At 72.1% G+C, this 23,254-nt stretch carries 21 protein-coding genes; 11 read left to right on the forward strand and 10 right to left on the reverse strand.

The features are described 5' to 3' along the window. The first annotated feature begins 167 nt into the window (after nucleotides 1-167). The 3 genes from purN (at nucleotide 168) to AB0B20_RS18980 (ending at nucleotide 2,864) form a co-directional block, all read left to right on the forward strand. Nucleotides 168-788, forward strand: a complete 621-nt coding sequence (purN, locus tag AB0B20_RS18970; protein WP_357388809.1) for a phosphoribosylglycinamide formyltransferase — start codon at nucleotides 168-170, stop codon at nucleotides 786-788. After that, nucleotides 785-2,359, forward strand: coding sequence for a bifunctional phosphoribosylaminoimidazolecarboxamide formyltransferase/IMP cyclohydrolase (purH, locus tag AB0B20_RS18975; protein ID WP_357472006.1), 1,575 nt, complete (start codon nucleotides 785-787; stop codon nucleotides 2,357-2,359). Before purN ends, purH begins: the two co-directional genes overlap by 4 nt. Nucleotides 2,360-2,510: 151 nt before the next feature. After that, nucleotides 2,511-2,864, forward strand: a complete 354-nt coding sequence (locus tag AB0B20_RS18980) for a hypothetical protein (RefSeq protein ID WP_357472009.1) — start codon at nucleotides 2,511-2,513, stop codon at nucleotides 2,862-2,864. 221 nt (nucleotides 2,865-3,085) lie between these two features. Here the strand turns inward: AB0B20_RS18980 and AB0B20_RS18985 are convergent, their stop codons facing one another. From AB0B20_RS18985 to AB0B20_RS19005, 5 genes are all read right to left on the reverse strand, one after another. After that, complete coding sequence (locus AB0B20_RS18985) at nucleotides 3,086-4,114, reverse strand: dipeptide ABC transporter ATP-binding protein (protein ID WP_357472012.1); 1,029 nt, start codon at nucleotides 4,112-4,114, stop codon at nucleotides 3,086-3,088. Next, nucleotides 4,098-5,135 (reverse strand): ABC transporter ATP-binding protein, encoded by a 1,038-nt coding sequence (locus tag AB0B20_RS18990; protein ID WP_357472015.1) that lies wholly within the window; start codon nucleotides 5,133-5,135, stop codon nucleotides 4,098-4,100. Before AB0B20_RS18990 ends, AB0B20_RS18985 begins: the two co-directional genes overlap by 17 nt. A 65-nt stretch (nucleotides 5,136-5,200) precedes the next feature. Beyond that, nucleotides 5,201-6,157: an ABC transporter permease gene (locus AB0B20_RS18995; RefSeq protein ID WP_357388799.1), complete on the reverse strand. Its 957-nt coding sequence runs from the start codon at nucleotides 6,155-6,157 to the stop codon at nucleotides 5,201-5,203. Nucleotides 6,158-6,175: 18 nt separating this feature from the next. After that, a complete protein-coding gene (locus tag AB0B20_RS19000) occupies nucleotides 6,176-7,114 on the reverse strand; it encodes an ABC transporter permease (protein ID WP_357388797.1) in 939 nt (312 codons plus the stop codon). An 89-nt stretch (nucleotides 7,115-7,203) separates the two neighbouring features. Further along, nucleotides 7,204-8,802, reverse strand: coding sequence for an ABC transporter substrate-binding protein (locus AB0B20_RS19005; RefSeq protein ID WP_357472018.1), 1,599 nt, complete (start codon nucleotides 8,800-8,802; stop codon nucleotides 7,204-7,206). A 391-nt stretch (nucleotides 8,803-9,193) separates the two neighbouring features. Here AB0B20_RS19005 and AB0B20_RS19010 point away from each other — a divergent pair, with 391 nt between their 5' ends. Beyond that, a complete protein-coding gene (locus AB0B20_RS19010) occupies nucleotides 9,194-10,057 on the forward strand; it encodes a bifunctional methylenetetrahydrofolate dehydrogenase/methenyltetrahydrofolate cyclohydrolase (RefSeq protein WP_357472021.1) in 864 nt (287 codons plus the stop codon). Between the two features lie 98 nt (nucleotides 10,058-10,155). Next, complete coding sequence (gene mdh / locus AB0B20_RS19015; protein ID WP_357388791.1) at nucleotides 10,156-11,106, forward strand: malate dehydrogenase; 951 nt, start codon at nucleotides 10,156-10,158, stop codon at nucleotides 11,104-11,106. A 121-nt stretch (nucleotides 11,107-11,227) separates the two neighbouring features. Here mdh and AB0B20_RS19020 read toward each other — a convergent pair whose 3' ends face one another. After that, a complete protein-coding gene (locus AB0B20_RS19020) occupies nucleotides 11,228-12,025 on the reverse strand; it encodes an MBL fold metallo-hydrolase (RefSeq protein ID WP_357472024.1) in 798 nt (265 codons plus the stop codon). A gap of 139 nt (nucleotides 12,026-12,164) precedes the next feature. On the opposite strand from AB0B20_RS19020, the gene AB0B20_RS19025 reads away from it, so the two are divergent. Further along, nucleotides 12,165-13,382, forward strand: coding sequence for an NADP-dependent isocitrate dehydrogenase (locus AB0B20_RS19025; RefSeq protein ID WP_013288497.1), 1,218 nt, complete (start codon nucleotides 12,165-12,167; stop codon nucleotides 13,380-13,382). Nucleotides 13,383-13,695: 313 nt separating this feature from the next. Here AB0B20_RS19025 and galT read toward each other — a convergent pair whose 3' ends face one another. From galT to AB0B20_RS19045, 4 genes are all read right to left on the reverse strand, one after another. After that, nucleotides 13,696-14,769, reverse strand: coding sequence for a galactose-1-phosphate uridylyltransferase (gene galT, locus AB0B20_RS19030; RefSeq protein WP_357472027.1), 1,074 nt, complete (start codon nucleotides 14,767-14,769; stop codon nucleotides 13,696-13,698). After that, a complete protein-coding gene (locus AB0B20_RS19035) occupies nucleotides 14,766-15,554 on the reverse strand; it encodes a DeoR/GlpR family DNA-binding transcription regulator (RefSeq protein ID WP_357472030.1) in 789 nt (262 codons plus the stop codon). Before AB0B20_RS19035 ends, galT begins: the two co-directional genes overlap by 4 nt. 176 nt (nucleotides 15,555-15,730) lie before the next feature. Further along, nucleotides 15,731-17,260: an adenylyl-sulfate kinase gene (gene cysC, locus AB0B20_RS19040; protein ID WP_357391194.1), complete on the reverse strand. Its 1,530-nt coding sequence runs from the start codon at nucleotides 17,258-17,260 to the stop codon at nucleotides 15,731-15,733. A gap of 129 nt (nucleotides 17,261-17,389) precedes the next feature. After that, nucleotides 17,390-18,937, reverse strand: coding sequence for a glycosyltransferase family 2 protein (locus tag AB0B20_RS19045; protein ID WP_357391192.1), 1,548 nt, complete (start codon nucleotides 18,935-18,937; stop codon nucleotides 17,390-17,392). A gap of 154 nt (nucleotides 18,938-19,091) precedes the next feature. On the opposite strand from AB0B20_RS19045, the gene AB0B20_RS19050 reads away from it, so the two are divergent. The 5 genes from AB0B20_RS19050 (at nucleotide 19,092) to AB0B20_RS19070 (ending at nucleotide 22,954) form a co-directional block, all read left to right on the forward strand. Continuing rightward, a complete protein-coding gene (locus AB0B20_RS19050) occupies nucleotides 19,092-20,006 on the forward strand; it encodes an ABC transporter ATP-binding protein (RefSeq protein WP_357391191.1) in 915 nt (304 codons plus the stop codon). After that, a complete protein-coding gene (locus tag AB0B20_RS19055) occupies nucleotides 19,999-20,877 on the forward strand; it encodes an ABC transporter permease subunit (RefSeq protein ID WP_357472033.1) in 879 nt (292 codons plus the stop codon). Before AB0B20_RS19050 ends, AB0B20_RS19055 begins: the two co-directional genes overlap by 8 nt. Beyond that, a complete protein-coding gene (locus AB0B20_RS19060) occupies nucleotides 20,874-21,833 on the forward strand; it encodes an ABC transporter ATP-binding protein (RefSeq protein ID WP_135241974.1) in 960 nt (319 codons plus the stop codon). The genes AB0B20_RS19055 and AB0B20_RS19060 overlap by 4 nt, the downstream gene beginning before the upstream one ends. Continuing rightward, complete coding sequence (locus AB0B20_RS19065; protein WP_357472048.1) at nucleotides 21,833-22,543, forward strand: ABC transporter permease subunit; 711 nt, start codon at nucleotides 21,833-21,835, stop codon at nucleotides 22,541-22,543. The genes AB0B20_RS19060 and AB0B20_RS19065 overlap by 1 nt, the downstream gene beginning before the upstream one ends. An 84-nt stretch (nucleotides 22,544-22,627) precedes the next feature. Next, the gene (locus AB0B20_RS19070; RefSeq protein WP_357472036.1) at nucleotides 22,628-22,954 is read left to right on the forward strand and encodes a hypothetical protein; all 327 of its coding nucleotides are present in this window, start codon (nucleotides 22,628-22,630) and stop codon (nucleotides 22,952-22,954) included. The last annotated feature ends 300 nt before the right edge of the window (nucleotides 22,955-23,254 follow it).

Here is a 23,254-nt window from a genome sequence, read left to right on the forward strand (position 1 = left end):
CGGTCCGACGGCACGCGGCGTGCCGGGTTCTGTGTGGGGGTGCGGGCCGGGCGCGAGACCGGACACCGGGCGACCGGCAGCGTACCGCGATCATGCCACCGGCGAGGTCAGCCGATGGGCTGCCGCCCCGCAGCCGAGCCGCCTGACCTGCCCGATAGGGTTACCCGGTGACCGAGCCCGCGTCCGTCGCCCGCCTCGTCGTCCTCGTCTCCGGCTCCGGCAGCAACCTCCAGGCGTTGCTGGACGCCACCGCCGACCCCGGGTACGGCGCCCGGGTGGTCGCCGTCGGCGCCGACCGGGACGGGATCGCCGGCCTGGACCGGGCCGCCACCGCGGGTGTGCCGTCCTTCGTCGAGCGCGTCAAGGACCACCCCACCCGCGCCGACTGGGACAAGGCGCTCACCGCGCGGGTCGCCGAGCACCGGCCCGACCTGGTCATCAGCGCCGGCTTCCTCAAACTGGTCGGCCCGGAGTTCCTGACCGCGTTCGGCGACCGCTACCTCAACACGCACAACACGCTGCTGCCGGCGTTCCCCGGCATCCACGGCCCCCGCGACGCGCTGGCGTACGGCGTGAAGGTCACCGGGGCCACCCTGTTCTTCGTCGACGCCGGCATGGACACCGGCCCGATCGTGGCCCAGGTCGCCGTGCCGGTGCACGACGACGACGACGAGGACACGCTCACCGAGCGCATCAAGTCCGCCGAGCGGCGCCAGCTCGTCGAGCAGGTCGGCCGCCTGGTCCGTGAAGGTTGGACGATCACCGGCAGAAAGGTCACCATCCCGTGAACGCCACTGAGGACGCCGGCCGCCGCCCGATCCGGCGCGCGCTGGTCAGCGTCTACGACAAGACCGGCCTGGCCGAGCTGGCCCGCGCCCTGCACGAGGCCGGCGTGGAGATCGTGTCGACAGGGAGCACCGCGTCGACGATCGCCGGCGCGGGGGTGCCGGTGACGCCGGTCGAGCAGGTCACCGGCTCCCCGGAGATCCTCGACGGGCGGGTCAAGACGCTGCACCCGAAGATCCACGGCGGCCTCCTCGCCGACCTGCGCAAGGACGCGCACGCCGCCCAGCTCGACGAGCACGGCATCGGCGGCATCGACCTGCTGGTCTCCAACCTCTACCCGTTCCAGGCCACTGTCGCCTCCGGCGCCGACACCGACGAGTGCGTGGAGCAGATCGACATCGGCGGTCCGGCGATGGTGCGGGCCGCGGCGAAGAACCACGCCTCGGTGGCGGTGGTGACCGACCCGGCCGCGTACCCGGCGGTGCGGGCCGCGCTCGCCGAGGGTGGGTTCACGCTGGCCGAGCGCCGGGCGCTGGCGGCCCGTGCGTTCGCCGACATCGCCGACTACGACGTCGCGGTGGCCGACTGGTTCGCCACCACCGTGTCGCCGGCCGAGGACGGCTGGCCGCGGTTCGCCGGGCTGGCGCTGCGCCGCCAGGCGGTGCTGCGGTACGGCGAGAACCCGCACCAGGCGGCGGCGCTCTACACCGACCCGGGCGCGCCGGCCGGGCTGGCCCAGGCCGAGCAGTTGCACGGCAAGGAGATGTCCTACAACAACTACGTCGACGCGGACGCCGCCTGGCGGGCCGCCAACGACTTCCCGGACCAGCCGGCGGTGGCGATCATCAAGCACGCCAACCCGTGCGGCATCGCTGTGGGCGCGGACGTCGCCGAGGCGCACCGGAGGGCGCACGCCTGCGACCCGGTCTCCGCGTTCGGCGGCGTGATCGCGGTGAACCGGCCGGTCGACGCGGCGCTGGCCGGTCAGGTCGCGGAGATCTTCACCGAGGTGCTTGTGGCGCCCGGCTTCGACGAGGACGCGCTGGACCTGCTGCGGGCCAAGAAGAACCTCCGCCTGCTGCGGGCGCCAGCGTTCGCCGTGCGGCCGGCGGAGTGGCGGCAGGTCAGCGGCGGCGTGCTGGTGCAGACGCGGGACGCGGTCGACGCACCCGGCGACGACCCGTCCGGCTGGACGCTGGCCACCGGCGACCCGGCCGACGAGGCGACGCTGCGTGACCTGGCGTTCGCCTGGCGGGCGGTACGCGCGGTCAAGAGCAACGCGATCCTGCTGGCCCGCGACGGCGCCACCGTCGGTGTCGGCATGGGACAGGTGAACCGGGTGGACTCGGCGCGGCTGGCGGTCAGCCGGGCCGGTGACGAGCGGGCCCGCGGCTCGGTCTGCGCCTCGGACGCGTTCTTCCCGTTCGCCGACGGTCCGCAGATCCTCATCGACGCCGGGGTGCGGGCGATCGTGCAGCCGGGCGGCTCGATCCGCGACGAGGAGACCATCGCGGCCTGCAAGGCGGCCGGCGTCACCATGTACCTGACCGGCACCCGGCACTTCTTCCACTGACCGGTCCGGCCCGGCCCGTCCGGGCGCGTCGGTCGTCCACACGACTGACGCACCCGGACGCCGGGCCGTTGCCCGCCGCCGGAGGCGGTTGCTAGCGTGTGCGCGGCGACGATCGAGCGTCTCCGCTGTCTGTGAGCCCGGCAGGTGTGCCATGCGCGTTCGCGACCGGTTGATCGCCGTCGTCGTCACGCTGGCGTTCGTCCTGGCCGGACTGGGATCGGCCGCGCCGCCCGCTGCGGCCACCGCCTCGGCGAGCGGAACGAGCGCTGTCGCGCTGCGTGCCGCGTACCCCGGAATCTCCTGGTCGGAGCTTGTCGCCGGGCCGTGGCACGACCACGGCGGCGGCCTCGGCTACACCGACGGCCCGGACGACCTGGCCCCGGCCGCGCTCCCGCGCGTGGCCGGCCCGGTCGTGCCGGAGCCGGTCGCGTCCGCGCCTCGGCCGCCGGTCGTGCCGCTCCCGCCGCGTGGCCCGCTCGCCGCGCGCGCCCCGCCGGCCGCCTGAGCCGCACCGAACCCCGCAGCCCGCACCGGGACGCCGCATCGGCGCCGCACCGGAACCCGCCGCGTCGACCCGGCGGTTCCGCCGCGAGCTGCCGTGCGCCGGTACGGCGGCGCGCCTCACGCCGCCGGGGCCCGCTCGGGTTCGTCCGGGTCCGCCTTCCGCACGCGTGCCCGCATCGGAGGCCCCGCCCCCTCTTCCTCCGGGGGACGGGGCCTTCGTCGTCACACCTCGGTGCGCACCTCGGCGAAGTGGCAGGCGCTGGGGTGCGGGTCCGCCGCGCGGGGCACCGCCTGCGGGTCCTGCGTCGCGCAGACCTCCTCGGCCTTCCAGCAGCGGGTCCGGAAGTGGCAGCCGGACGGCGGCTCGGCCGGGCTGGGCACGTCGCCGGTGAGCCGGATGATGGTCCGCCGGTCGCGGGCCTCCGGGTCGGGCACCGGCACCGCCGACAGCAGCGCCTGGGTGTACGGGTGGGTCGCGCGCTGGTAGATCTGCTCCTCGGTGCCGATCTCCACGATCCGGCCCAGGTACATCACCGCGACCCGGTCGGAGATGTGCCGCACCACCGACAGGTCGTGGGCGATGAAGATGTACGACAGCCCCAGCTCGTCCTGGAGCTGCTCCAACAGGTTGATCACCTGGGCCTGGATGGACACGTCGAGGGCCGACACCGGCTCGTCGCAGACGATGATCTCGGGCCGCAGCGCGAGCGCCCGGGCGATGCCGATGCGCTGCCGCTGGCCGCCGGAGAACTGGTGCGGGTAGCGGTTGACATGCTCCGGGTTGAGCCCGACCACGTCCAGCAGCTCCTGCACCCGCTGCCGCCGGCTGCGCTTCGGCGCGACGTCGGGGTGGATCTCGAACGGCTCGCCGACGATGTCGCCGACAGTCATCCGCGGGTTCAGCGAGGTGTACGGATCCTGCATCACCATCTGCATGTTCCGGCGCAGCCGGCGCAGGTCCGCCCCGGTGGCCCGGAGCAGGTCGCGTCCCTCCAGTGTGACCCGCCCGGCGGTGGGCGTCTCCAGGCGCATGAGCAGCCGGGCCAGCGTCGACTTGCCGCACCCGGACTCGCCCACCACGCCGAGCGTCTCACCGCGCCGCAGCTCGAACGAGACGCCGTCGACGGCCTTGACCTGGCCGATGGTCTTCTTGAACAGCACGCCCTGGCTGATCGGGAAGTGCTTGACCAGCTGGTCGACGGCGAGGATCGTCTCGCCGCGCACCTTCGCGGGTTCAGCCGTCGCGGTCATCGTGCACCTCCTGGGCGAAGTGACACGCGCTGGTCCGACCGTCGCCGAGCACCAGGTCGTGCGGCACCTCGTCCACGCAGACCGGCTGGACGTACGGGCACCGGGGGTGGAACGGGCAGCCGGACGGGATCGCCATCAGGTTCGGCGGCAACCCGCGGATGCTGGACAGCGCCTGGCCGCGCACGTCCAGTCGCGGGATCGACTCCAGCAACCCCTTCGTGTACGGGTGGGCCGGTGCCCGGTACAGCGCGTGCACGTCGGCGTGCTCGACGATCCGGCCCGCGTACATGACCGCGATCCGGTCCGCCACACCGGCGACCACGCCCAGGTCGTGGGTGATCAGGACGAGCGCCATGCCGAGATCCCGGCGCAGGTCGGCCAGGAGGTCCATGATCTGCGCCTGCACTGTGACGTCCAGCGCCGTGGTGGGCTCGTCGGCGATCAGCACCTTCGGGTCCAGCGCCAGCGCCATCGCGATCATGACGCGTTGCCGCATGCCGCCGGAGAACTGGTGCGGGTAGTCGCCGAGCCGCTTCGCCGCGGCCGGGATCCGGACCAGGTCCATCAGCTCGACGGTCCGCCTGCGCGCGTCGGCCCGCGACATGCCGGCCCGCTCGCGCAGCGACTCGCCGATCTGCCAGCCGACCGGGAAGACCGGGTTCAGCGCCGACAGCGCGTCCTGGAAGATCATCGCGATCTCGGCGCCGCGGATCTGCCGGCGCTCCTCCTCCGGGCGGGCGAGCAGGTCCCGCCCCTGGTAGAGGATCTGCCCGCCGCGCACGTACGCGGGCGGGGTGTCCAGGATGCCCATGATCGCCTGGGCGGTGACGGACTTGCCGGAGCCGGACTCGCCCAGCACCGCGAGCGTCTCACCGGCGTCCAGGTGGTACGTCACCCCGTTGATCACGCGCGCCACGCCCTCCCGGGTACGGAACTCGACGTGCAGGTCCCGTACCTCCAGCAGGTGCCCGCCGGGCGGGGTGGGTGAGGCCGGCGTGGGCCGGACCGACGACTGGGTCATGGCTGTGCCTGCCTTTCGCTCGCGACTGCGGGGCTCGCTGCGCTCACTCCTCGCGCTCGCACGGGTCACCGCAGCTTCGGGTCGAAGGCGTCGCGGATCGCGTCGCCGAGCATGATGAAGGCGAGCACGGTCAGGGCGAGGAACGTCGACGGCACGATCAGCGGCGTCGCGGACTCGCGCATGTGCACCCGCCCGGCGTCGATGTCGATGCCCCACGAGATGGTCGGCGCCTTCAGGCCGATGCCGAGGAAGCTCAGCGTCGCCTCGGCCGCGATGAACGACCCGAGCGCGATGGTGAGCACCACGATGGCCGGGGCGAGCGCGTTCGGCAGGATGTGCCGCCACATGATCCGGCCGTTGCCGGCTCCGAGCATCCGGGCGGCTGCCACGTAGTCCTGCTCCCGGGCGGTGATCACCGAGGAGCGGACGACCCGGGCCGCGGTGGTCCAGCCGAGCAGCGCCAGCACGAGGATCACCGCGAAGAGCCGTACCGTGTCGCCGCTGGTGCTCACGCGCTTGAGCAGCACGATCGCGGCCAGCAGCAGCGGGATGCCGAGCACGATGTCGATCACCCGGGACAGCACCGCGTCGACCCAGCCGCCGAAGTAGCCGGCGACCATGCCGACGACGAGTGCGATCACACCGGTGATCAGCGCGGAGAACGCACCGACGAGCAGCGAGGCGCGAGCGCCGTAGACGGCCCTGGCGAACGTGTCGCAGCCCTGGAAGTCGTACCCGAAGACGGCCCCGCCGGACGGCCCGGCGTGCTGCCGGGAGAGCACGCAGTCGCGCGGGTCGTTGGCGGCGAACAGCCCCGGCGCCACGGCCATGGCGGCGACCAGCACCACCAGCAGCAGGCTGATCCAGAAGACCGGGTTGCGGCGCAGGTCCCGCCAGGCGTCCCCGGCCAGGCTGCGGGCCCGGTCCGGCCGCCCGGCCCGGCCGGGCGTGCCCGGTTCGCCGGAGACACCGCGCCGCGCGGCCTGGTTCTCGGTCGCCGCGACCGTCTCGAAGTCACTCACGGCCGCACCTCGCTGTGCTCACTCATAGCGGATCCTCGGGTCGAGGACGGCGTAGAGCACGTCCACCACCAGGTTGGACAGCAGGTAGACCACGACGAGCACGCTGACGATGCCGACCACCAGCGGGCCGTCCTCGGTGCGGATGCCGCGGAACAGGTTGAAGCCGACGCCGGGAACGTTGAAGACGCCCTCGGTGATGATCGCGCCGCCCATCAGGTTGCCCAGCTCGACGCCGAGGAAGGTGATCACCGGGATGAGCGAGTTGCGCAGCACGTGCACGCCGACGATGCGGCGTCGCCGCAGCCCTTTGGACCGGGCGGTGCGGACGTAGTCGGCGCGCAGGTTCTCGGTCACCGAGGTACGGGTCAGCCGCAGCGCGGTGGCCAGGGAGAGCGAGCCGAGCACGATGCCCGGCAGCAGCAGCGCGTAGAAGGAGGGTTGCGCTCCGGCGGTGGGCGGGAAGACCGGCCAGCGTACGCCGAGGAAGTACTGGGCCAGCGGGGCCAGCACGATGGTGGGGATGCCGAGCACCAGCAGCGTGAGCACGAGTGTGGCGTGGTCGAACACGCCGGAGCGGCGGATCGCCGCGATCACGCCGGCGGTGACCCCGAAGATCACCGTCACGGCCATCGCGATCACGGCGAGCTTCACGGTGACCGGCCACGCGGCGGCGAGGATGTCGCTGATCTGCCGCCCGGTGAGCGACTGCCCGAGGTCACCCTGGACCAGGCCGCGCAGGTAGTCGAAGTAGCGGTAGAAGAAGCCGCCGACACCTGTCGCGTCCAGGTGGTACTTCTCGGTCAGGTAGGCCCGCTGCGCCGCGGTCACCGGCCGCTCCCCGGCGAGGGCCTGGATCGGGTCGCCCTGCCCGGCGAACATCAGCGCGTAGACGATCAGTGTGGTCCCGAAGAACGCGAGGACCATCTGGAGCAGTCGCCGCAGGATGAAGCGGAGCATGCTGGCAAGTCTGCCGAAACCAGGCGAAATGCGGGCCAATGCCAGGGCCGGGCCACCCGGTGGGGGTGGCCCGGCCCGTCAGCGGGGTGTCAGGCGCGTTCGATCTTCACCAGGTCCACCCGGTCGAAGAGGTCCACGTGGACGTTCTTGACCTTGGTCGAGTGGCCGAAGTTGTTCTGCCCGTACCGCAGCGGGATCACCGGCATGTCCTGCGCGAGCAGGTCCTCCGCCGCCTGGTACTTCTCGATCGCCTCGTCCTCGGTGGCCGCGCGGGCGCCCTCGGCGAGCAGCTTGTCGAACTCCGGGTTGCTGTAGCCGTAGTAGTTCGACGAGCCGGTGCTGCTGTACAGCGGGCCGAGGTAGTTCTCCATGGACGGGTAGTCCATGACCCAGCCCATCCGGAACAGGCCGACCGGCTGCTTCTGCTTGACCTTGGTCAGCAGGTCCGCGAACTTCGGCTCCGCGGTGCCCACGCACTCCACGCCCAGGTTGGCCTTGAGCTGGTTGCAGGTCGCGTCGACCCAGTCCTTGTGGCCGCCGTCGCCGTTGTAGGACAGCTCGATCTTCTTCGGGCCGCCCGCGGCCTCGTACGCGGCCTTGGCCTTGACCGGGTCGAACGCGCCGGCGGTGCCGATGGTGTTCTCCCGGTAACCCGCGACCACCGGCGAGACGAACGAGCGGGCCGGCTGCTGCGAGTCCTTGAAGATCGACTTGGTGATCTCGTCCCGGTCGATCGCCATCGAGATCGCCTTGCGCACCTCGGGCTTGCTGAACTCCTCCTGGAACGTCGGGAAGGCCAGCACCTGCAGCGACGAGGCCGGGCTCTGGAGGAAGCGGTCGCCCAGGTCGGTCGCGGCGGTGGACAGGTTCTCGGTCGGGATCGTCTTGATCACGTCGAGGTTGTCCGACAGCACGTCCGCGTACGCGGCGGTCGGCTGCTGGTAGATGCGGAACTCGACGCCGCCGACCTTGGGCTGCTGGCCCGGGAACGCGTCGTAGCGCTCCACCTCGACCTTGGCGTCGTGCTGCCAGGTGCCCTTCATCTTGAACGGGCCCTGGCCGATCGGCGCCTGCTCGTAGCCCTCGGCCAGCACGCCCGGCGCGGAGAAGGCCGCCTCGGGCAGCGGGTAGAAGGCGGTGTAGCCGAGCATGGACTTGAAGTCCACGTACGGCTCGCTGAGCGTCACGGTGAAGGTCAGGTCGTCGACCTTCTTCAGGCCGCTGAGCGTCTTGGCCTTCGGGCTCTCGCCCTGGAGGTCGTCGTAGCCGGCCACCTTCTCGAAGAAGTAGCTGGAGTTCTGGCCGTTCGGCGCGTACGCGCCGTAGTTCCAGGCGTCGATGTAGTTGTCGGCGGTGACCTGCTCGCCGTTGTGGAACGTGTAGCCGGGCTTCAGCTTGATCGTCCAGACCTTGTTGTCCGACGTCGTCACCGAATCGGCCGCCACCTCGTGCGGCTTGTTCGCGTCGTCGTAGTCGATGAGCGGGCTGAACAGGGCCGACAGGACCTGGGAGCCGCTCGTCTCGTTTGTGTTTGTGGGCACCAGGTGCTGCGGCTCGGCGATCTCGATCCGCACGGCCGCGTCGGAGTCGCCGGTGCCGCCGCCGCTGCCGCCCGAGCCGCAGGCCGTCAGGCCGAGCGTCACCGCGAGCGGGAGCGCGGCCCAGGCCGCGAGCCTACGAACACGCATGGGGGTCTCCTCATCTCCTCACGCTGCGCGGTCGTCCCGACGCTGGGTGACTCTGCGCAACGAGTGGTAACCGTAGGTCGCGGGTCGGCCCCTCGACAACTGATGCGTGGTCAATTGATGACTGATCGTGTTCGCCGAACCTTGCCGTCGTTGCTCCCGCCTGCTAGTAGTGGTGCTGAACTGGCCTTTTGTTCGTCATCGGTGGCCCGGTCGAGGTGACGTCGGATGGCTCTGGGGTGTCGGCTCCGAACGTCCGGTGTGTGCCCGCCCGGCTCCGGCTCGCCCTGCGCGTCCGGTGGTTGGTAACTCTCCGTGACTTCTGCCACGTTGTTGAGCGTGATCGTCGGCCGTCGTCGTCCGGCCTCGGCTGTGGACGTGAGACGATCACGACGTGACGGCGACGATCCTGGACGGCAAGGCCACCGCGGCGGAGATCAAGGACGAGCTACGAGCCCGGGTCAAGGCGCTCGCGGAACGCGGCATCACCCCCGGTCTCGGCACGGTGCTGGTCGGGGAGGACCCCGGTTCCCAGGCGTACGTCAACGGCAAGCACCGCGACTGCGCCGAGGTCGGCATCGCCTCGCTGCGGGTCGCGCTGCCGGCCGACGCCACCCAGGAGCAGCTCGACGCGGCGCTCGCCGAGCTGAACGCCGACCCGGCCTGCCACGGCTACATCGTCCAGCTCCCGCTCCCCGGGCACCTCGACACCCAGCGTGCCCTGGAGTCGATCGACCCGGACAAGGACGCCGACGGGCTGCACCCGGTCAACCTGGGCCGGCTCGTCCTCGGGTACGACGCGCCGCTGCCCTGCACCCCACGCGGCATCGTCGAGCTGCTGCGCCGGCACGACGTGCCGCTGCGCGGCGCGAACGTGGCGGTCGTCGGCCGGGGCAACACCGTCGGCCGCCCGCTGGGCCTGCTGCTGACCCGGCGCAGCGAGAACGCCACAGTGACGCTCTGCCACACCGGCACGCTCGACCTCGCCGCGCACACCCGCGCCGCCGACGTCGTCATCGTCGCCGCCGGCGTGCCGGGCCTGCTCACCGCCGACATGGTCAACCCGGGCGCGACCGTGGTCGATGTCGGCATCACCCGTGTGATCGGCGACGACGGCAAGGGCCGCTACACCGGCGACGTCGACCCGGAGGTGACCGAGGTCGCCGGCAAGGTGGTGCCGATGCCCGGCGGCGTCGGCCCGATGACCCGCGCGATGCTCCTGACCAACGTGGTCGAACGGGCCGAGCGGGTCGGCTGACACCCAGCCAGGTCATAACCGTCCGCCCCTGGCCCGATCGGTGCCAGGATGGCTGATACGGTCCGGAAAACCGACTGGTATCAGGGAGTGGGACGACCATGGGTAAGAAGGTCACTGTCGTCGGCGCCGGATTCTACGGCTCGACCACCGCGCAGCGCCTGGCCGAGTACGACGTCTTCGACACCGTCGTGATCACCGACATCGTGGAGGGCAAGCCGGCGGGTCTCGCGCTCGACCTCAACCAGTCCCGCGCGGTCGAGGGCTTCGAGACCAAGGTCGTCGGTGTCACCACCGGCCCGAACGGCGAGGGCTACGACGCCATCGAGGGCTCGGACGTGGTCGTCATCACCGCCGGCCTGCCCCGCAAGCCGGGCATGAGCCGGATGGACCTGCTGGAGACCAACGCCAAGATCGTCCGTCAGGTCTCCGAGAACGTCGCCAAGTACGCCCCGAACGCCGTCGTCATCGTGGTGTCCAACCCGCTCGACGAGATGACCGCGCTGGCCCAGCTCGCCACCCAGTTCCCCAAGAACCGGGTGCTCGGCCAGGCCGGCATGCTGGACACCGCCCGCTTCACCAACTTCGTCGCCGAGGCGCTGAGCGTACCGGTGAAGTCGGTACGGACCCTGACGCTCGGCTCGCACGGCGACACCATGGTCCCGGTGCCGTCCAAGAGCACCGTGAACGGCAAGCCGCTGCGTGACGTCATGCCGGCCGAGCAGATCGAGGAGCTGGTCGTCAAGACCCGCAACGGTGGCGCCGAGGTCGTCGCGCTGCTCAAGACCGGTTCCGCGTACTACGCCCCGTCCGCCGCCGCGGCCCGGATGGCGAAGGCAGTGGCCGAGGACTCCGGCGACGTCATGCCGGTCTGCGCCTGGGTCGACGGCGAGTACGGCATCTCCGGCGTCTACCTGGGCGTCGAGGCCGAGATCGGCGCCGAGGGCGTGAAGCGGGTCGTCGAGACCGACCTGGACGCCGACGAGCTGGCCGCGCTGAAGGAGGCCGCCGAGGCGGTCCGTGCCAAGCAGGGCGACGTCGCCAGCATGTGACGTAGCAAACGCGTCGAAGGCCCGCCGGCTCCGCCGGCGGGCCTTCTGCCGTCCCGCCCGCGGTTCCCCCTGTCGATCATGAAGTTGGCGGTCGAGTTGATCTCCATTTCCGCCGTCAACTTCATGATCGACGGGACGGCGGGTATGGGGTGAAGGGTGCGGTCAGGTGGGGGGTGGCCAGGAGGGCGGGGGAGAGGGTCGCCAGCAGGTGCTGCCGGGAGTGGCGGGCCGTGGCCGGATCGACCTCGTGTGCGTAGGGGAGGGCCGGGTCTGCCAGCTGGATCGCGTGCACGAGCAGGTCGCCGGTGATCAGGAGACGGTCGTCGCCCGCCTCGATGAGCACCGACTGGTGGCCCGGCGTGTGCCCGGGCGTGTGCAGCAGCCGTACCCCAGGGGTGAGGGGCGTCTCGCCGTCGACCACCCGCAGCCGGCCGGCGGCGCGCAACGGCGTCAGCAGCCGGGCCGGCAGATCCGGGTGGAACAGCTCCAGCGCGTCCACCTCGGCGCGCTGGACCAGGTGGTCCGCGTTCGGGAACAGCGGGCCGGCCCAGCCCACATGATCGGTGTGCAGGTGGGTGAGGACCACGGTGCGGACGTCGGCCGGATCGATCCCGGCGGCGGCCAGCTCGGCGGGGAGCCGGCCCGGCACCGGCGCCCAGCTCGCGGCGAGGGAGTCGGCCGGGCCGATCCCGGCGTCGACAAGCGTGACCGGCCCGTCGTCGGCCCGCAGGGCGAACGCGCGGAACCGCAGCCACCACCGGCCGTCGTCGGTGACCGCGCCCGGGTCGAGCCGGTCGGCCGCCGCCCAGTGCGTCTCGGTGGCGTCGGGAAAGGCCTCGCCGCGGGGCTGGAAGAAGGGCCCCTCGCCGTCACTGAGCGCGGTGACCGTGATAGACCCGATGGTGCGGCTGTGCGGCATCGGACGATGATGCCAGCGGGTCGCGGCGCGACGCAGCCCGCTTTTCCGGCGGTCCACCCGGGCCGCCTGGGGACTGCCGGCCAGTTTCCAGTACGCTCGTACTGCTTGAGCACGTGTCCCCCGAGAGGAGCGCCGGCCGATGGCGAAGATCAAGGTAAACAACCCGGTCGTGGAGATCGACGGCGACGAGATGACCCGGATCATCTGGAAGCAGATCCGGGAGCAGCTGATCCTGCCCTACCTCGACGTCGACCTGCACTACTACGACCTGTCGATCCAGCACCGTGACGCCACCGACGACCAGGTCACGGTCGACGCCGCCAACGCCATCAAGGAGCACGGCGTCGGCGTCAAGTGCGCCACCATCACCCCGGACGAGGCCCGGGTGGAGGAGTTCGGCCTGAAGAAGATGTGGCGGTCGCCGAACGGCACCATCCGCAACATCCTCGGCGGCGTGGTCTTCCGCGAGCCGATCATCATGTCGAACGTGCCGCGGCTCGTCCCGGGCTGGACCAAGCCGATCATCATCGGCCGGCACGCGCACGGCGACCAGTACAAGGCCACCGACTTCGTCGTCCCCGGCCCGGGCACGGTGACCATCACCTACACCCCGGCCGACGGCGGCACCCCGATGGAGATGGAGGTCGCCAACTTCCCCGGCGGCGGCATCGCCATGGGCATGTACAACTACGACGAGTCGATCCGGGACTTCGCCCGCGCCTCGTTCCGGTACGGCCTGGACCGCGGCTACCCGGTCTACATGTCGACCAAGAACACCATCCTCAAGGCGTACGACGGCCGGTTCAAGGACATCTTCGCCGAGGTGTTCGAGAACGAGTTCAAGGCCGAGTTCGAGGCCGCCGGCCTCACCTACGAGCACCGGCTGATCGACGACATGGTCGCCGCCGCGCTCAAGTGGGAGGGCGGATACGTCTGGGCGTGCAAGAACTACGACGGTGACGTGCAGTCCGACACCGTCGCGCAGGGCTTCGGCTCGCTGGGCCTGATGACCTCGGTGCTGCTCTCCCCGGACGGCCGTACCGTCGAGGCCGAGGCCGCCCACGGCACTGTCACCCGGCACTACCGGCAGTACCAGAAGGGCGAGAAGACCTCGACCAACCCGATCGCCTCGATCTACGCCTGGACCCGGGGCCTGGCCCACCGGGGCAAGCTGGACGGCACCCCGGCGGTCACCGAGTTCGCCGACACGCTGGAGAAGGTCATCGTGGACACCGTCGAGGGCGGCCAGATGACCAAGGACCTCGCGCTGCTCATCTCGCGGGACGCCCCGTGGCTGACCACCGACGAGTTCATGAACGCGCTCGACGAGAACCTGGCGCGCAAGCTCGCCGCCTGACGTGCAAGGAAGGGCCCCTTCTTAACGCCTCGCGTTGTAGAAGGGGCCCTTTTTAACACCTCAGGCCCGCCGGGACGGCGTGACCTCGTTCGGTACGCCCTCGTTGACAGGGTGGACGAGATGCCAGTCGCGTCCATGAAGGTGGGCCGTGGCCGCGCGCCGGCCGGCCGACCTTCGAGGCTGCTGAGCGCAGCCAGCCGTCCCTTCCCTGCGGGGGGTCCTGTCCCGGGCCCCCCGCGCCCCATGCTCCGGACCGCGGCTGTTAAGAAGGGGCCCTTCCTCTACCGCAGGCGTTAATAAGGGGCCCTTCCTTTCACGCGGAGCGGAGCAGGTCGGCGGCTCGCTCGGGGGCGATGTCGTTGATGAACACGCCCATGCCGGACTCCGACCCGGCCAGGTACTTCAGCTTGTCCTTGGCCCGCCGGATGCTGAACAGCTGAAGGTGCAGGTGGCCCAGCTCCCTGTCGATCCGCGCCGGCGCCTGGTGCCAGGCCGCGATGTACGGCATGGGCATGTCGAACAGCCCGTCGAAGCGGCGCAGCAGGTCCAGGTAGAGCGGCCCGAACGCGTCCCGCTCGGCGTCGTCGAGCGCGGGGATGTCCGGCACCGGCCGGTGCGGCGCCACGTGCACCTCGAACGGCCAGCGCGCCGCAGCCGGCACGTACGCGGTCCAGTGCTCGTTGCTCGTCACCACCCGGACCCCGGAGGCCCGTTCGGCGGCCAGCACGTCGGCGTAGAGGTTGCCCCCGGTGCGCTCGGCGTGCCGCCGGGCGGCGGCCAGCATGGTGCGGGTGCGCGGCGTGACGAACGGGTACGCGTAGATCTGCCCGTGCGGGTGGTGCAGTGTCACGCCGATCTCCACGCCCCGGTTCTCGAACGGGAAGACCTGCTCCACGCCGGGCAGCGCGCTCAGCGCGGTGGTGCGGTCGGCGAGCGCGTCCAGCACCGTCCGCACGCGGGCCGGGGAGAGCCGGGCGAACGACGCGTTGTGGTCGTCGGTGAAGCAGACCACCTCGCACCTGCCGCGCCCCGGGCGTACCGGGGTGAAAGGGGTGATCTCGACCGGTTCGTCGGCCACCCGCTGGCTCAGCGACGGGAACCGGTTCTCGAAGACCACCACGTCGTAGTCGGGCGCCGGGATCTCGCTGTGCCGCTCCCCCCGGGACGGGCACAACGGGCACTGGTCGGCCGGGGGCAGGAACGTGCGGGTCTGCCGGTGCACCGCCACCGCCACCCACTCGTCGGTCAGCGGGTCGTATCGCAGCTGCGAGGCGGGCGGGGGAGGGGGCAGGTCCCGCCGGTCCGGCTGGTCGCGGACCGCGTCGTCCCGCTCGTCGAAGTAGATCAGCTCGCGGCCGTCGGCCAGCGCGATCTGCGTACGCTTCACTCCGCCCCCCTCGTCGTGGGCACCGTCACCAGCTCACCCACCCTGTCGTCGAGTACCCGTCGGGCCTCGGGTGCCAACCGGTCGTCGGTGACCAGCACGTCCGCCGCGTCCAGGGGCACGATCGACGAGATGCCGACGGTGCCCCATTTGGTGTGGTCGGCGAGCACCACGAGCCGGTCCGCCGCGGCCACGAGCGCCCGGTTCGTGTCCGCCTCCATCAGATTGGGCGTGGTGAAACCGGCCCGTTCGCTGATCCCGTGTACGCCGAGAAAGAGCAGGTCCAGGTGGAGCGTGGCGATCGCGGCCACGGCGAGTGGGCCGACGAGCGCGTCCGACGGCGTGCGGACGCCGCCGGTGAGCACCACCGTCTGGTCCGGCCGGCCGCCGACGTGCAGGACCTCCGCGACCGGCAGCGAGTTGGTGACCACTGTGAGGCCGGGCACGTCCACCAGCCGCCGGGCCAGTTCGGCGGTGGTGGTGCCGGCGGAGAGCGCGATCGCGGCGCCGGGCCGGACCAGCAGCGCGGCGTGCTCGGCGATCGCGGCCTTCTCGGCGGACTGGCGGATGGACTTGGCGTGGAAGCCGGGCTCGTCGGTCGAGCCGGGACCGGCCGGCGTCGCGCCCCCGTGCACCTTGGCGAGCAGGCCCTGCTCGTGCAGCGTGTCCAGGTCGCGCCGGATGGTCATGTCGGAGACGCCGAACTCGGCCGCCAGCTCGGTGACCCGGACGCCCCCGGCGCGGCGCAGTCGTTCCAGGATCGCCGTCTGCCGCTGCCGCGCCAGCATCCCCGGCTCACCTCCGCGTCTCACCGGCCGCGCGGACACTTCACGCGGTCGAACGTGTTCCAACAAAGACGAACACTACCGCGCAACGAGGGGTGATGCGAGACCGCCGCCGTCCGGAAGTCCGGACGGCGGCGGTCGACGTGCTGTGTGCCGGAACGCGGCCGGCGATCAGACGATCAGGCGGGCTGGAGGCGGGGCTCCACCCAGCCCGTCTCGGTGAGGTGCTCCATCACCTTCCCGACAGCCTCCTCGACGCTGAGCTCCGAGGTGTCGACCACCAGGTCGGCGTCGGTAGGCTCCTCGTACGGGTCGTCGATGCCGGTCATCCCGGTGATCAGGCCGGCCCGGGCCCGGGCGTACAGGCCCTTGCGGTCGCGCTGCTCACAGACCGCCAGCGGCGTCGCCACGTGGACCAGCAGGAAGCCCGCCCCGGCCGTCTCCGCCATCTCCCGGGCGGTGGCGCGAGCTGCCGCGTACGGCGCGATCGGGCAGCAGATGCCGACCCCCCGGTGCCGGGCGATCTCCGCGGCCACCCAGCCGATCCGGCGTACGTTGAGATCCCGGTCGGCCTTGCTGAACCCCAGCCCGGCGGAGAGCTCCCGCCGCACCACGTCGCCGTCGAGCAGCGTGATCGTGCGGTCGCCCTGCTCGCGGAGCACGTCGGCGAGCCCTCTGGCGATCGTCGACTTGCCCGAGCCGGACAGGCCGGTCAGGAAGATCACCAGGCCCCGGTGCCGCCGCGGCGGACGGGCCCGGGTCAGTTCCTTCGCCACCGCCGGCGGGGTGTGCCACTCGGGCAGCGGGAACCCCCGGTCCAGCAGGTCGTCGATCTCCCGCGTGCTCAGCGCCAGCCGGCGGTTGCGCGGCGGGATGTCCTCACGCCAGCGCCACTGGCCGTCCCGGTTGTCGTAGGCCAGCTCGCGGGGCACCAGCACGCGCAGGCCGGCGCCGGAGAGCATGCCCTCGGTGGAGAGCAGGTGGGTCACCCCGTACGCGGCGGCGACCCGGGCCCGCAGCAGCGCGTCGCTGATCTCGTCGCGCCGCCGGGCCAGCGGCACCGCCACGAGCGTCGCCGGGGGCATCCGGTCGCGGGCGGCGAACACGCTGCGCACCAGCGCCTCGGCCGGCAGCCCGCCGATCGACTCCTCACCCACCGGGATCATCACCAGCAGGTGCGCGCCGAGCGTACGAGCCGCGTGCGCGATCTGCGCCAGCTGCGGCCGGTGCAGCGGGCGGTCGGCGAACACGCCGAGCACCCGGCCCGGCGGCAGCAGGCCGCGCACCTCGTCGGGGCCGCGCCGCAGCCGCTGGAACGGCCCGTGGCCGCCGTCGCCCAGGCGGCGCACCGCGCCACCGACACCCACCATGCCCTCACGGCCCGGCCAGACGTCTGTCACGTCCATCGCCGCCACCGGCGCGCCCTCACCGTCGGTGAGCACCACCGCCCGGCGTGCCGGATCGGCCGGGTCCAGCCCGTCGGCGAGCGCCGCCGGCACCTGGAGCGTCACCGGAACCGGCCAGGACGTGCCGTCGGCCAGCCGGCCGCGCCGGTTCAGCGAGGCCAGGTCGGCCCGGCTCAGGAAACCGGTGAGCGGCGCGTACGCCCCACTCAGCAACAACTGGAGATCGGCCAGCTCAGCGGGTCTGGGCGCGTACGACGGCGCATCCCGCAGAACGTCCTCGGGTAGCAGCCACCCGTTGCTCATCGAACCCCCAACTCACCGGCCGGCACACAGTTTCGCAGCCCACCGGCGATCGGTCGAGAGCGCCACCCGGCCTCCCGGTGATCGCGTGTGCGGCGACCGTGCCGAGGACGAACCGGGGTCACCGAATCCTTACCGGCCGGCCGCGGCCGGTCGATCGTGCGAACGGCTGCCGGCGCGCGCCGACCGGCCGACCGCGCGGTCCCGCAGTCGCCGGACCGCGCGACGGATCCGGGATCGCAGCCGGCGCGCGTCCTCCACCCGGAGCGGGCCGCCGTCGGCCGCGCAACGCACCACCAGCGGCAGGCGGGTGTCGAGCGCCCAGCCGGCCTGGATCACCCGGGCCCGCACCTCCCAGGTGCCCCGGGTCCGTCCGCCGTTGAGCGCCGCGAAGTCGACGGTAGCGGTGCTGCGGTGCCGTACCCGGCCGTCGTCGGCCCGCTCGGTGCCGGTGTCGACCGGCAGGAAGAACTCCTCCCGGGTCTCCCGGCTGCGGACGACGAGGTCGGTCCTCGCCCCGCCGGCCCGCAGCACGGCGCCGGCCGGCGTCGTGTCGGCCAGCGGGAGCACCGGGAGCCCCTGGTCGTCGAAGCGCAGCGGCTCGTCACCCGCGGCCAGGTCGGCGGAGACGCCGACGGTCAGCGTCCGCCCCCGTACCCGCCACCTGTCGACTGTGGCGCGCGCCCGGATGCTCGCCTCCCACTCCGCCAGCCGGCGCAGATCCGCCGTCCGCCCCTGCCCGGCGAGGTGTGCGATCACCTGGAAGATCGGCGGCAGCCCGGCGACCGCCTCCGGCGCGAAGCGCTCCTTGAGGAGCTGACCCACCTCGCCGGCCACCTGGTCGGCCCACTGCCGCGGCGCGTTCAGCAGGGCCTGCCCGCGCAGCCGGCTCAGCATCTCCTTACGCAGCCAGCGCCGGTGCAGCCGGAGGCGGGCCCCGTCGGCCGGGCGGTGCGCGGCGACGATGTCCAGCGCCGCCCGCAGCGCCCCGTAGTACTCGGCCGGGTCCATCCGGGTGGCGGTGACGTTGCCCGCGTCCACCCGGCGGACGTGGTGGTAGCAGGGGTGGTCGGCCAGCACGCAGACGCGCTCGGCGAGCAGGTAGGCCGCCGCCATCAGCCGGTGGTCCTCCAGGCGGCGCGGGGGACCCTCCGGGAACCGCAGCCCGTGCCGTTCCAGGAAGGACCGCCGGAACAGTTTGTGACAGGTCATGCTGTCGGCCAGCGGCGCGTCGGCGAGCGTGACGCCGAACCGGTTCTCCCGGAACAGCTCCCGCGGGACGCCCCGCCGGTGCCCGACCATCCGGCCGATGACGATGTCCGCGTCGTGGTCCCGCGCGCAGGCGTGCAGGCGGGCCAGCGCCTCGTCGCCGAACCAGTCGTCGTCGTCGGCGAAGAAGACGTACTCGCCGCGCGCCTGCTCCAGCCCGCTGTTGCGCGGGTGCGACGGCCAGCCCGAGTGCTCCAGGTGCAGCACCCGCACGTGCGGGTCGGCGGCGGCCAGCTCGTCCAGCCGCTGCGGCGTACCGTCTGTCGACCCGTCGTCGGCGAAGATCACCTCGTACCCGCCGGGCGGCAACCCCTGCCGCGTCAGCGAGGCGACGAGCGGATCGATGTTGGCACCGCAGTTGTACGTGGGCACCACCACGCTCACCACCGGCCGGTCCGTGCCGTCGCTCATACCGCCCCCCCGTCGATTCGCCCACACACGGTGGCAGCTTCCTCGCGTGGCCGCCACCCCGCCCGCCACCTAGGGGAGCAAGCGGTCGAGGATCAGGGGATCGCCGGGGTCCGGACGGGCTCCGGCGCAGCCCCGGAGTTCTACGCTGAACGGCGTGACACTGCTCGCGACCGAGTCGCTGACCAAGACGTACGGAGGCCGGGTCACCGCGTTGGCCGACCTCACCGTGTCGGTCGAGCCGGGGATCATCGGGCTGGTGGGCGCGAACGGCGCCGGCAAGTCCACTCTGATCAAGATCCTGCTGGGTCTGCTCCGCCCGACCAGCGGCCGGGTGCAGGTGCTCGGCCTCGACCCCACCACCGACCCGGCGGCGGTCCGCGCCCGCGTCGGCTACATGCCCGAGCACGACGCCCTCCCGCCCGACCTGTCCGCCGCCGAGCTGGTCACCCACCTGGGCCGGATCAGCGGGCTGCCGCGCACCGTCGCCCGGGAACGGGCCTCCGAGGCGCTGCGCCACGTCGGTCTGCACGAGGAGCGGCACCGGGCCGTCGGTGGCTACTCCACCGGCATGAAGCAGCGGGTCAAGCTCGCCCAGGCGCTCGTACACGATCCCGATCTGCTGCTGCTCGACGAGCCGACGAACGGCCTCGACCCGGCCGGCCGGGACGCCATGCTCGCGCTGATCCACCGGATCGGCACCGAGTTCGGCATCTCGGTGGTGGTCTGCTCGCACCTGCTCGGCGAGGTGGAGCGGATCTGCGACACGCTCGTCGCCATCGACGGCGGCCGGCTGCTGCGTGCCGACCGGGTGTCCGCCATGACCACCGCCACCGACGTGCTCGCCGTCGAGGTGAGCGAGGGCACCGAGGAACTCGCCGCCCGGCTCGCCGCGCTCGACCTGCCGGTGAGCCGCGACGGGCGGCTGCTGCTCGTGCCGCTCGCCGACGACGCGACCTACGACCAGATCCTCGGCGCGGTCGCCGAGCTGGACCTGCCACTGCACCGGCTGGACCAGCGGCGGCACCGGGTGGCCGAACTCTTCGCCACGAGGGAGCCCAGCCATGTCTGACGCGACCGGGGTCATCCACGACATCGGCTACCAGCGCTACACCGGCCCGCGACTCGGCCGCCGGCAGGTCTTCGGCGCGCTCTACCTGCACGGCGTGCGTACCGTGTTCGGGCTGGGCCGCAGCGCCAAGGCCAAGATCTTCCCGTGGCTGGTGGTCTCCGTGGTCACCGTGGTGGCCGCCGGGCTCACCGCGGTACGCAGCCAGATCGGCGAGGTGGTGATGACGTACGCCCAGTTCGCCGACGCGATGAGCTGGCTGGTCATCTTCTTCGCCGCGGTGGCCGCGCCCGAGCTTGTCTCCCGCGACCTGCGCAGCGGCGTGCTGCCGCTGTACTTCTCCCGGCCGCTGCCGCGCGGCGACTACGCCCTGTCCAAGCTGCTGGCGCTGGTGACCGCGATCTGGCTGCTGCTCGGCGGCCCGCAACTGGTGATGTTCCTCGGTGCCGCGTTCACCACGAAGCGGGGTATCGGCGGGGTGTGGGACGAACTGCTCGACCTGCTGCCCGGGCTGCTCTACGCCGGGCTCTGGGCGGTGGTGTTCGCCTCGATCGCCCTGCTCGTCGCCTCGCTCACCGGCAAGCGCGCGTTCGCCGCCGGCGGCATCGTGGCGGTCTTCCTGATGACCACGCCGGTGGTCGGCGTGCTCAACATCCTGCCGTCGACAACCGTCAACGAGCTGGCCTTCCTGGCCTCCCCGCCGACACTCGTCGGCGGCGTGGGCAACTGGGCGCTCGGCGACCGGCTGACCCAGGGACGGGGCGGCATGCCGATCGGCGACTTCGGGCCGGTCTACGCCGTGGTCGCCGTGCTGCTGGTCGCCGCCTGCGTCAGCCTGCTGCTCCTGCGATACCGGAAGGTGGCCGCCCGATGACGGCGATCAGCACCCAGTCGACGGCCGGCGCGCCCGCCGCCGCGACCAGCACGCTCGACCTGGCCGGTGTCTCCCGCTGGTACGGCAACGTGGTGGCGGTCAACGACGTCACCATGCGGCTCGGCCCCGGCGTGACCGGCCTGCTCGGCCCCAACGGCGCCGGCAAGACCACGCTGCTGCACATGATGGCCGGCTTCCTGTCCCCGTCGCGGGGCACCGTGACGCTGGACGGGGAGCCGACCTGGCGCAACCCCGCCGTCTACCGGCGGCTCGGCCTGGTCAGCGAGCGCGAGGCGGTGCACACGTTCCTCAGCGCGTACGAGTTCGTGCTCGCCAGCGCGAAGCTGCACCGGCTGCCCGACCCCGAGGCGGCCACGAAGCGGGCGATCGAGCTGGTCGAGATGGAGGACGCGCAGACCCGCCGGATCGGCACCTACTCCAAGGGCATGCGGCAGCGCACCCGGGTCGCCGCCGCGCTCGTGCACGACCCGCAGGTGCTGCTGCTCGACGAGCCGTTCAACGGGATGGACCCGCGCCAGCGGCTGCACATGATGGCGCTGCTGCACCGGCTCGGCGACGCGGGACGGACCATCCTGTTCAGCTCGCACATCCTGGAGGAGGTCGAGCAGGTCTCCGGCACGGTCCAGGTGATGGTGGCCGGCCGGCTCGCCGCCTCCGGCGACTACCGGACCATCCGCCGCCTGATGACCAACCGGCCGCACGTGTTCGCGGTCCGCTCCACCGACGACCGGGCACTGGCGGTGGCGCTGATGGCCGAGGCGTCGGTCTCCGGCGTCGAGCTGGACCGTACCGGCCTGACCGTCAAGGCCGGCGACTACGGCGCGTTCACCCGGGCACTGCCCCGGATCGCGCTCCGGCACGGCATCCGGGTCCGGCAGCTCCTGCCGGAGGACGAGTCGCTGGAGAGCGTCTTCTCGTATCTGGTGGAGGCATGATGTCGACAGTCACCTGGATCACCGCGCGCGGCCTGTTCGGCCGGAGCCGGTTCCTCATGCTCCTGCCGCTGCCGCTGATCCTGATCGGCCTGGCGGTGCTCTGCCGGTCGCTCGGCGTCGACCCGGGCCAGTGGGGTCCGCCGGTGCTCGTCGGTCTCGGCCTCGCCGTGGTGCTGCCGGTGGTCTCGCTGATCGTGGGCACCGGCGTGCTGGGCGCGGAGATCGACGACGGCACCGTCGTGCACATCCTCACCAAGCCGTTGCCGCGCTGGCAGATCGTGCTGCCGAAACTGGCGGTCGCGGCCGGCGTCAGCGCGGTCACCGTGGGCGTCCCGATCTACGTCGCGGGCGTGCTGGCCGATTCGGTACGCCTCGGACTGGCACTTGTCGCCGCCTCGGCGGCGGGCGCGCTGGCGTACTCGGCGCTGTTCCTGGCGCTGAGCCTGGTGACCCGGCGGCCGGTGCTGCTCGGCCTGGTCTACGTGCTGATCTGGGAGGGGCTGCTGGGCCGGTTCGTCGGCGGCACCCGGGTGCTGTCGATCCAGCAGTGGGTGATCGCCCTGGCCGACCGGATGGCGCCGACGCCGCTGCTCGGCACCAGCGTCTCGGTGCCGGTCGCGGCCGTGCTCACCGCCCTGGTGGCGATCGGGTTCACGGTGCTGGCGATCGACCGCCTGCGTTCGTTCAGCGTGGCCGGCGAGACGAGCTGAGCCCGGGGCGGGACCCGTTTTCCGGCGCGAACGCCGGAAAACGGGTCCACACCCTCCGCCCCCGCCGCCACGTCCGTGCCGCCGGTGACCCCAGCGCCGGCGGGCCTCGACGACGCCACCCGGACGGCCTGCGCGAAGGCGGAGAAGGACATCACGGCCGTCCTCAAGGAGGTGGCCGAGGCGGAGAAGATCGGCCCGCCGGCCGGCCACTCGGCGGTCAGCGACCAGTACTCGGCCGGCTCGGCCACGCTCTACACGCACGCCTTCACCAGCAGCGACGAGGTCAACGGCGCGGTAAGGGGCGTCGCCACCGCCATGGCCGACCTCGCCGACACCTGGGCCAAGGCGCCGAGCAAGGCGGATCTCACCGCCGCCCGGGCCAAGCTCAAGACCGCCTGCGCGGCGAGCTGAGGCACCTACCGCCGCCGGCCCTTCGAGGTGTTAAGAGGTCCTAACTTTTTGAGGGTGGGCGTAACCGACTGGATGTGAGGGTCGTTTCGTCTGAACGTGAGGAGGGGTGAGCAGCCGCCGTGGATCGTCTCGGATGAGTTGTGGGCCGAGATCGCACCGCTGCTGCCACCCCGCCCACCACGCCGTAGTCGGTATCCGGGGCGTAAGGGGGTGTCTCAGTTGGTGAGGTTGTGGCCTCGGGCATGATCTTCTATTTGTGGCGGATGTTGTCGGGGACATGATCCAGACTTGGGCGCCGGA

Origin of the sequence: Micromonospora sp. NPDC049151 (assembly GCF_040648395.1) — a bacterium.
GTDB lineage: Bacteria > Actinomycetota > Actinomycetes > Mycobacteriales > Micromonosporaceae > Micromonospora.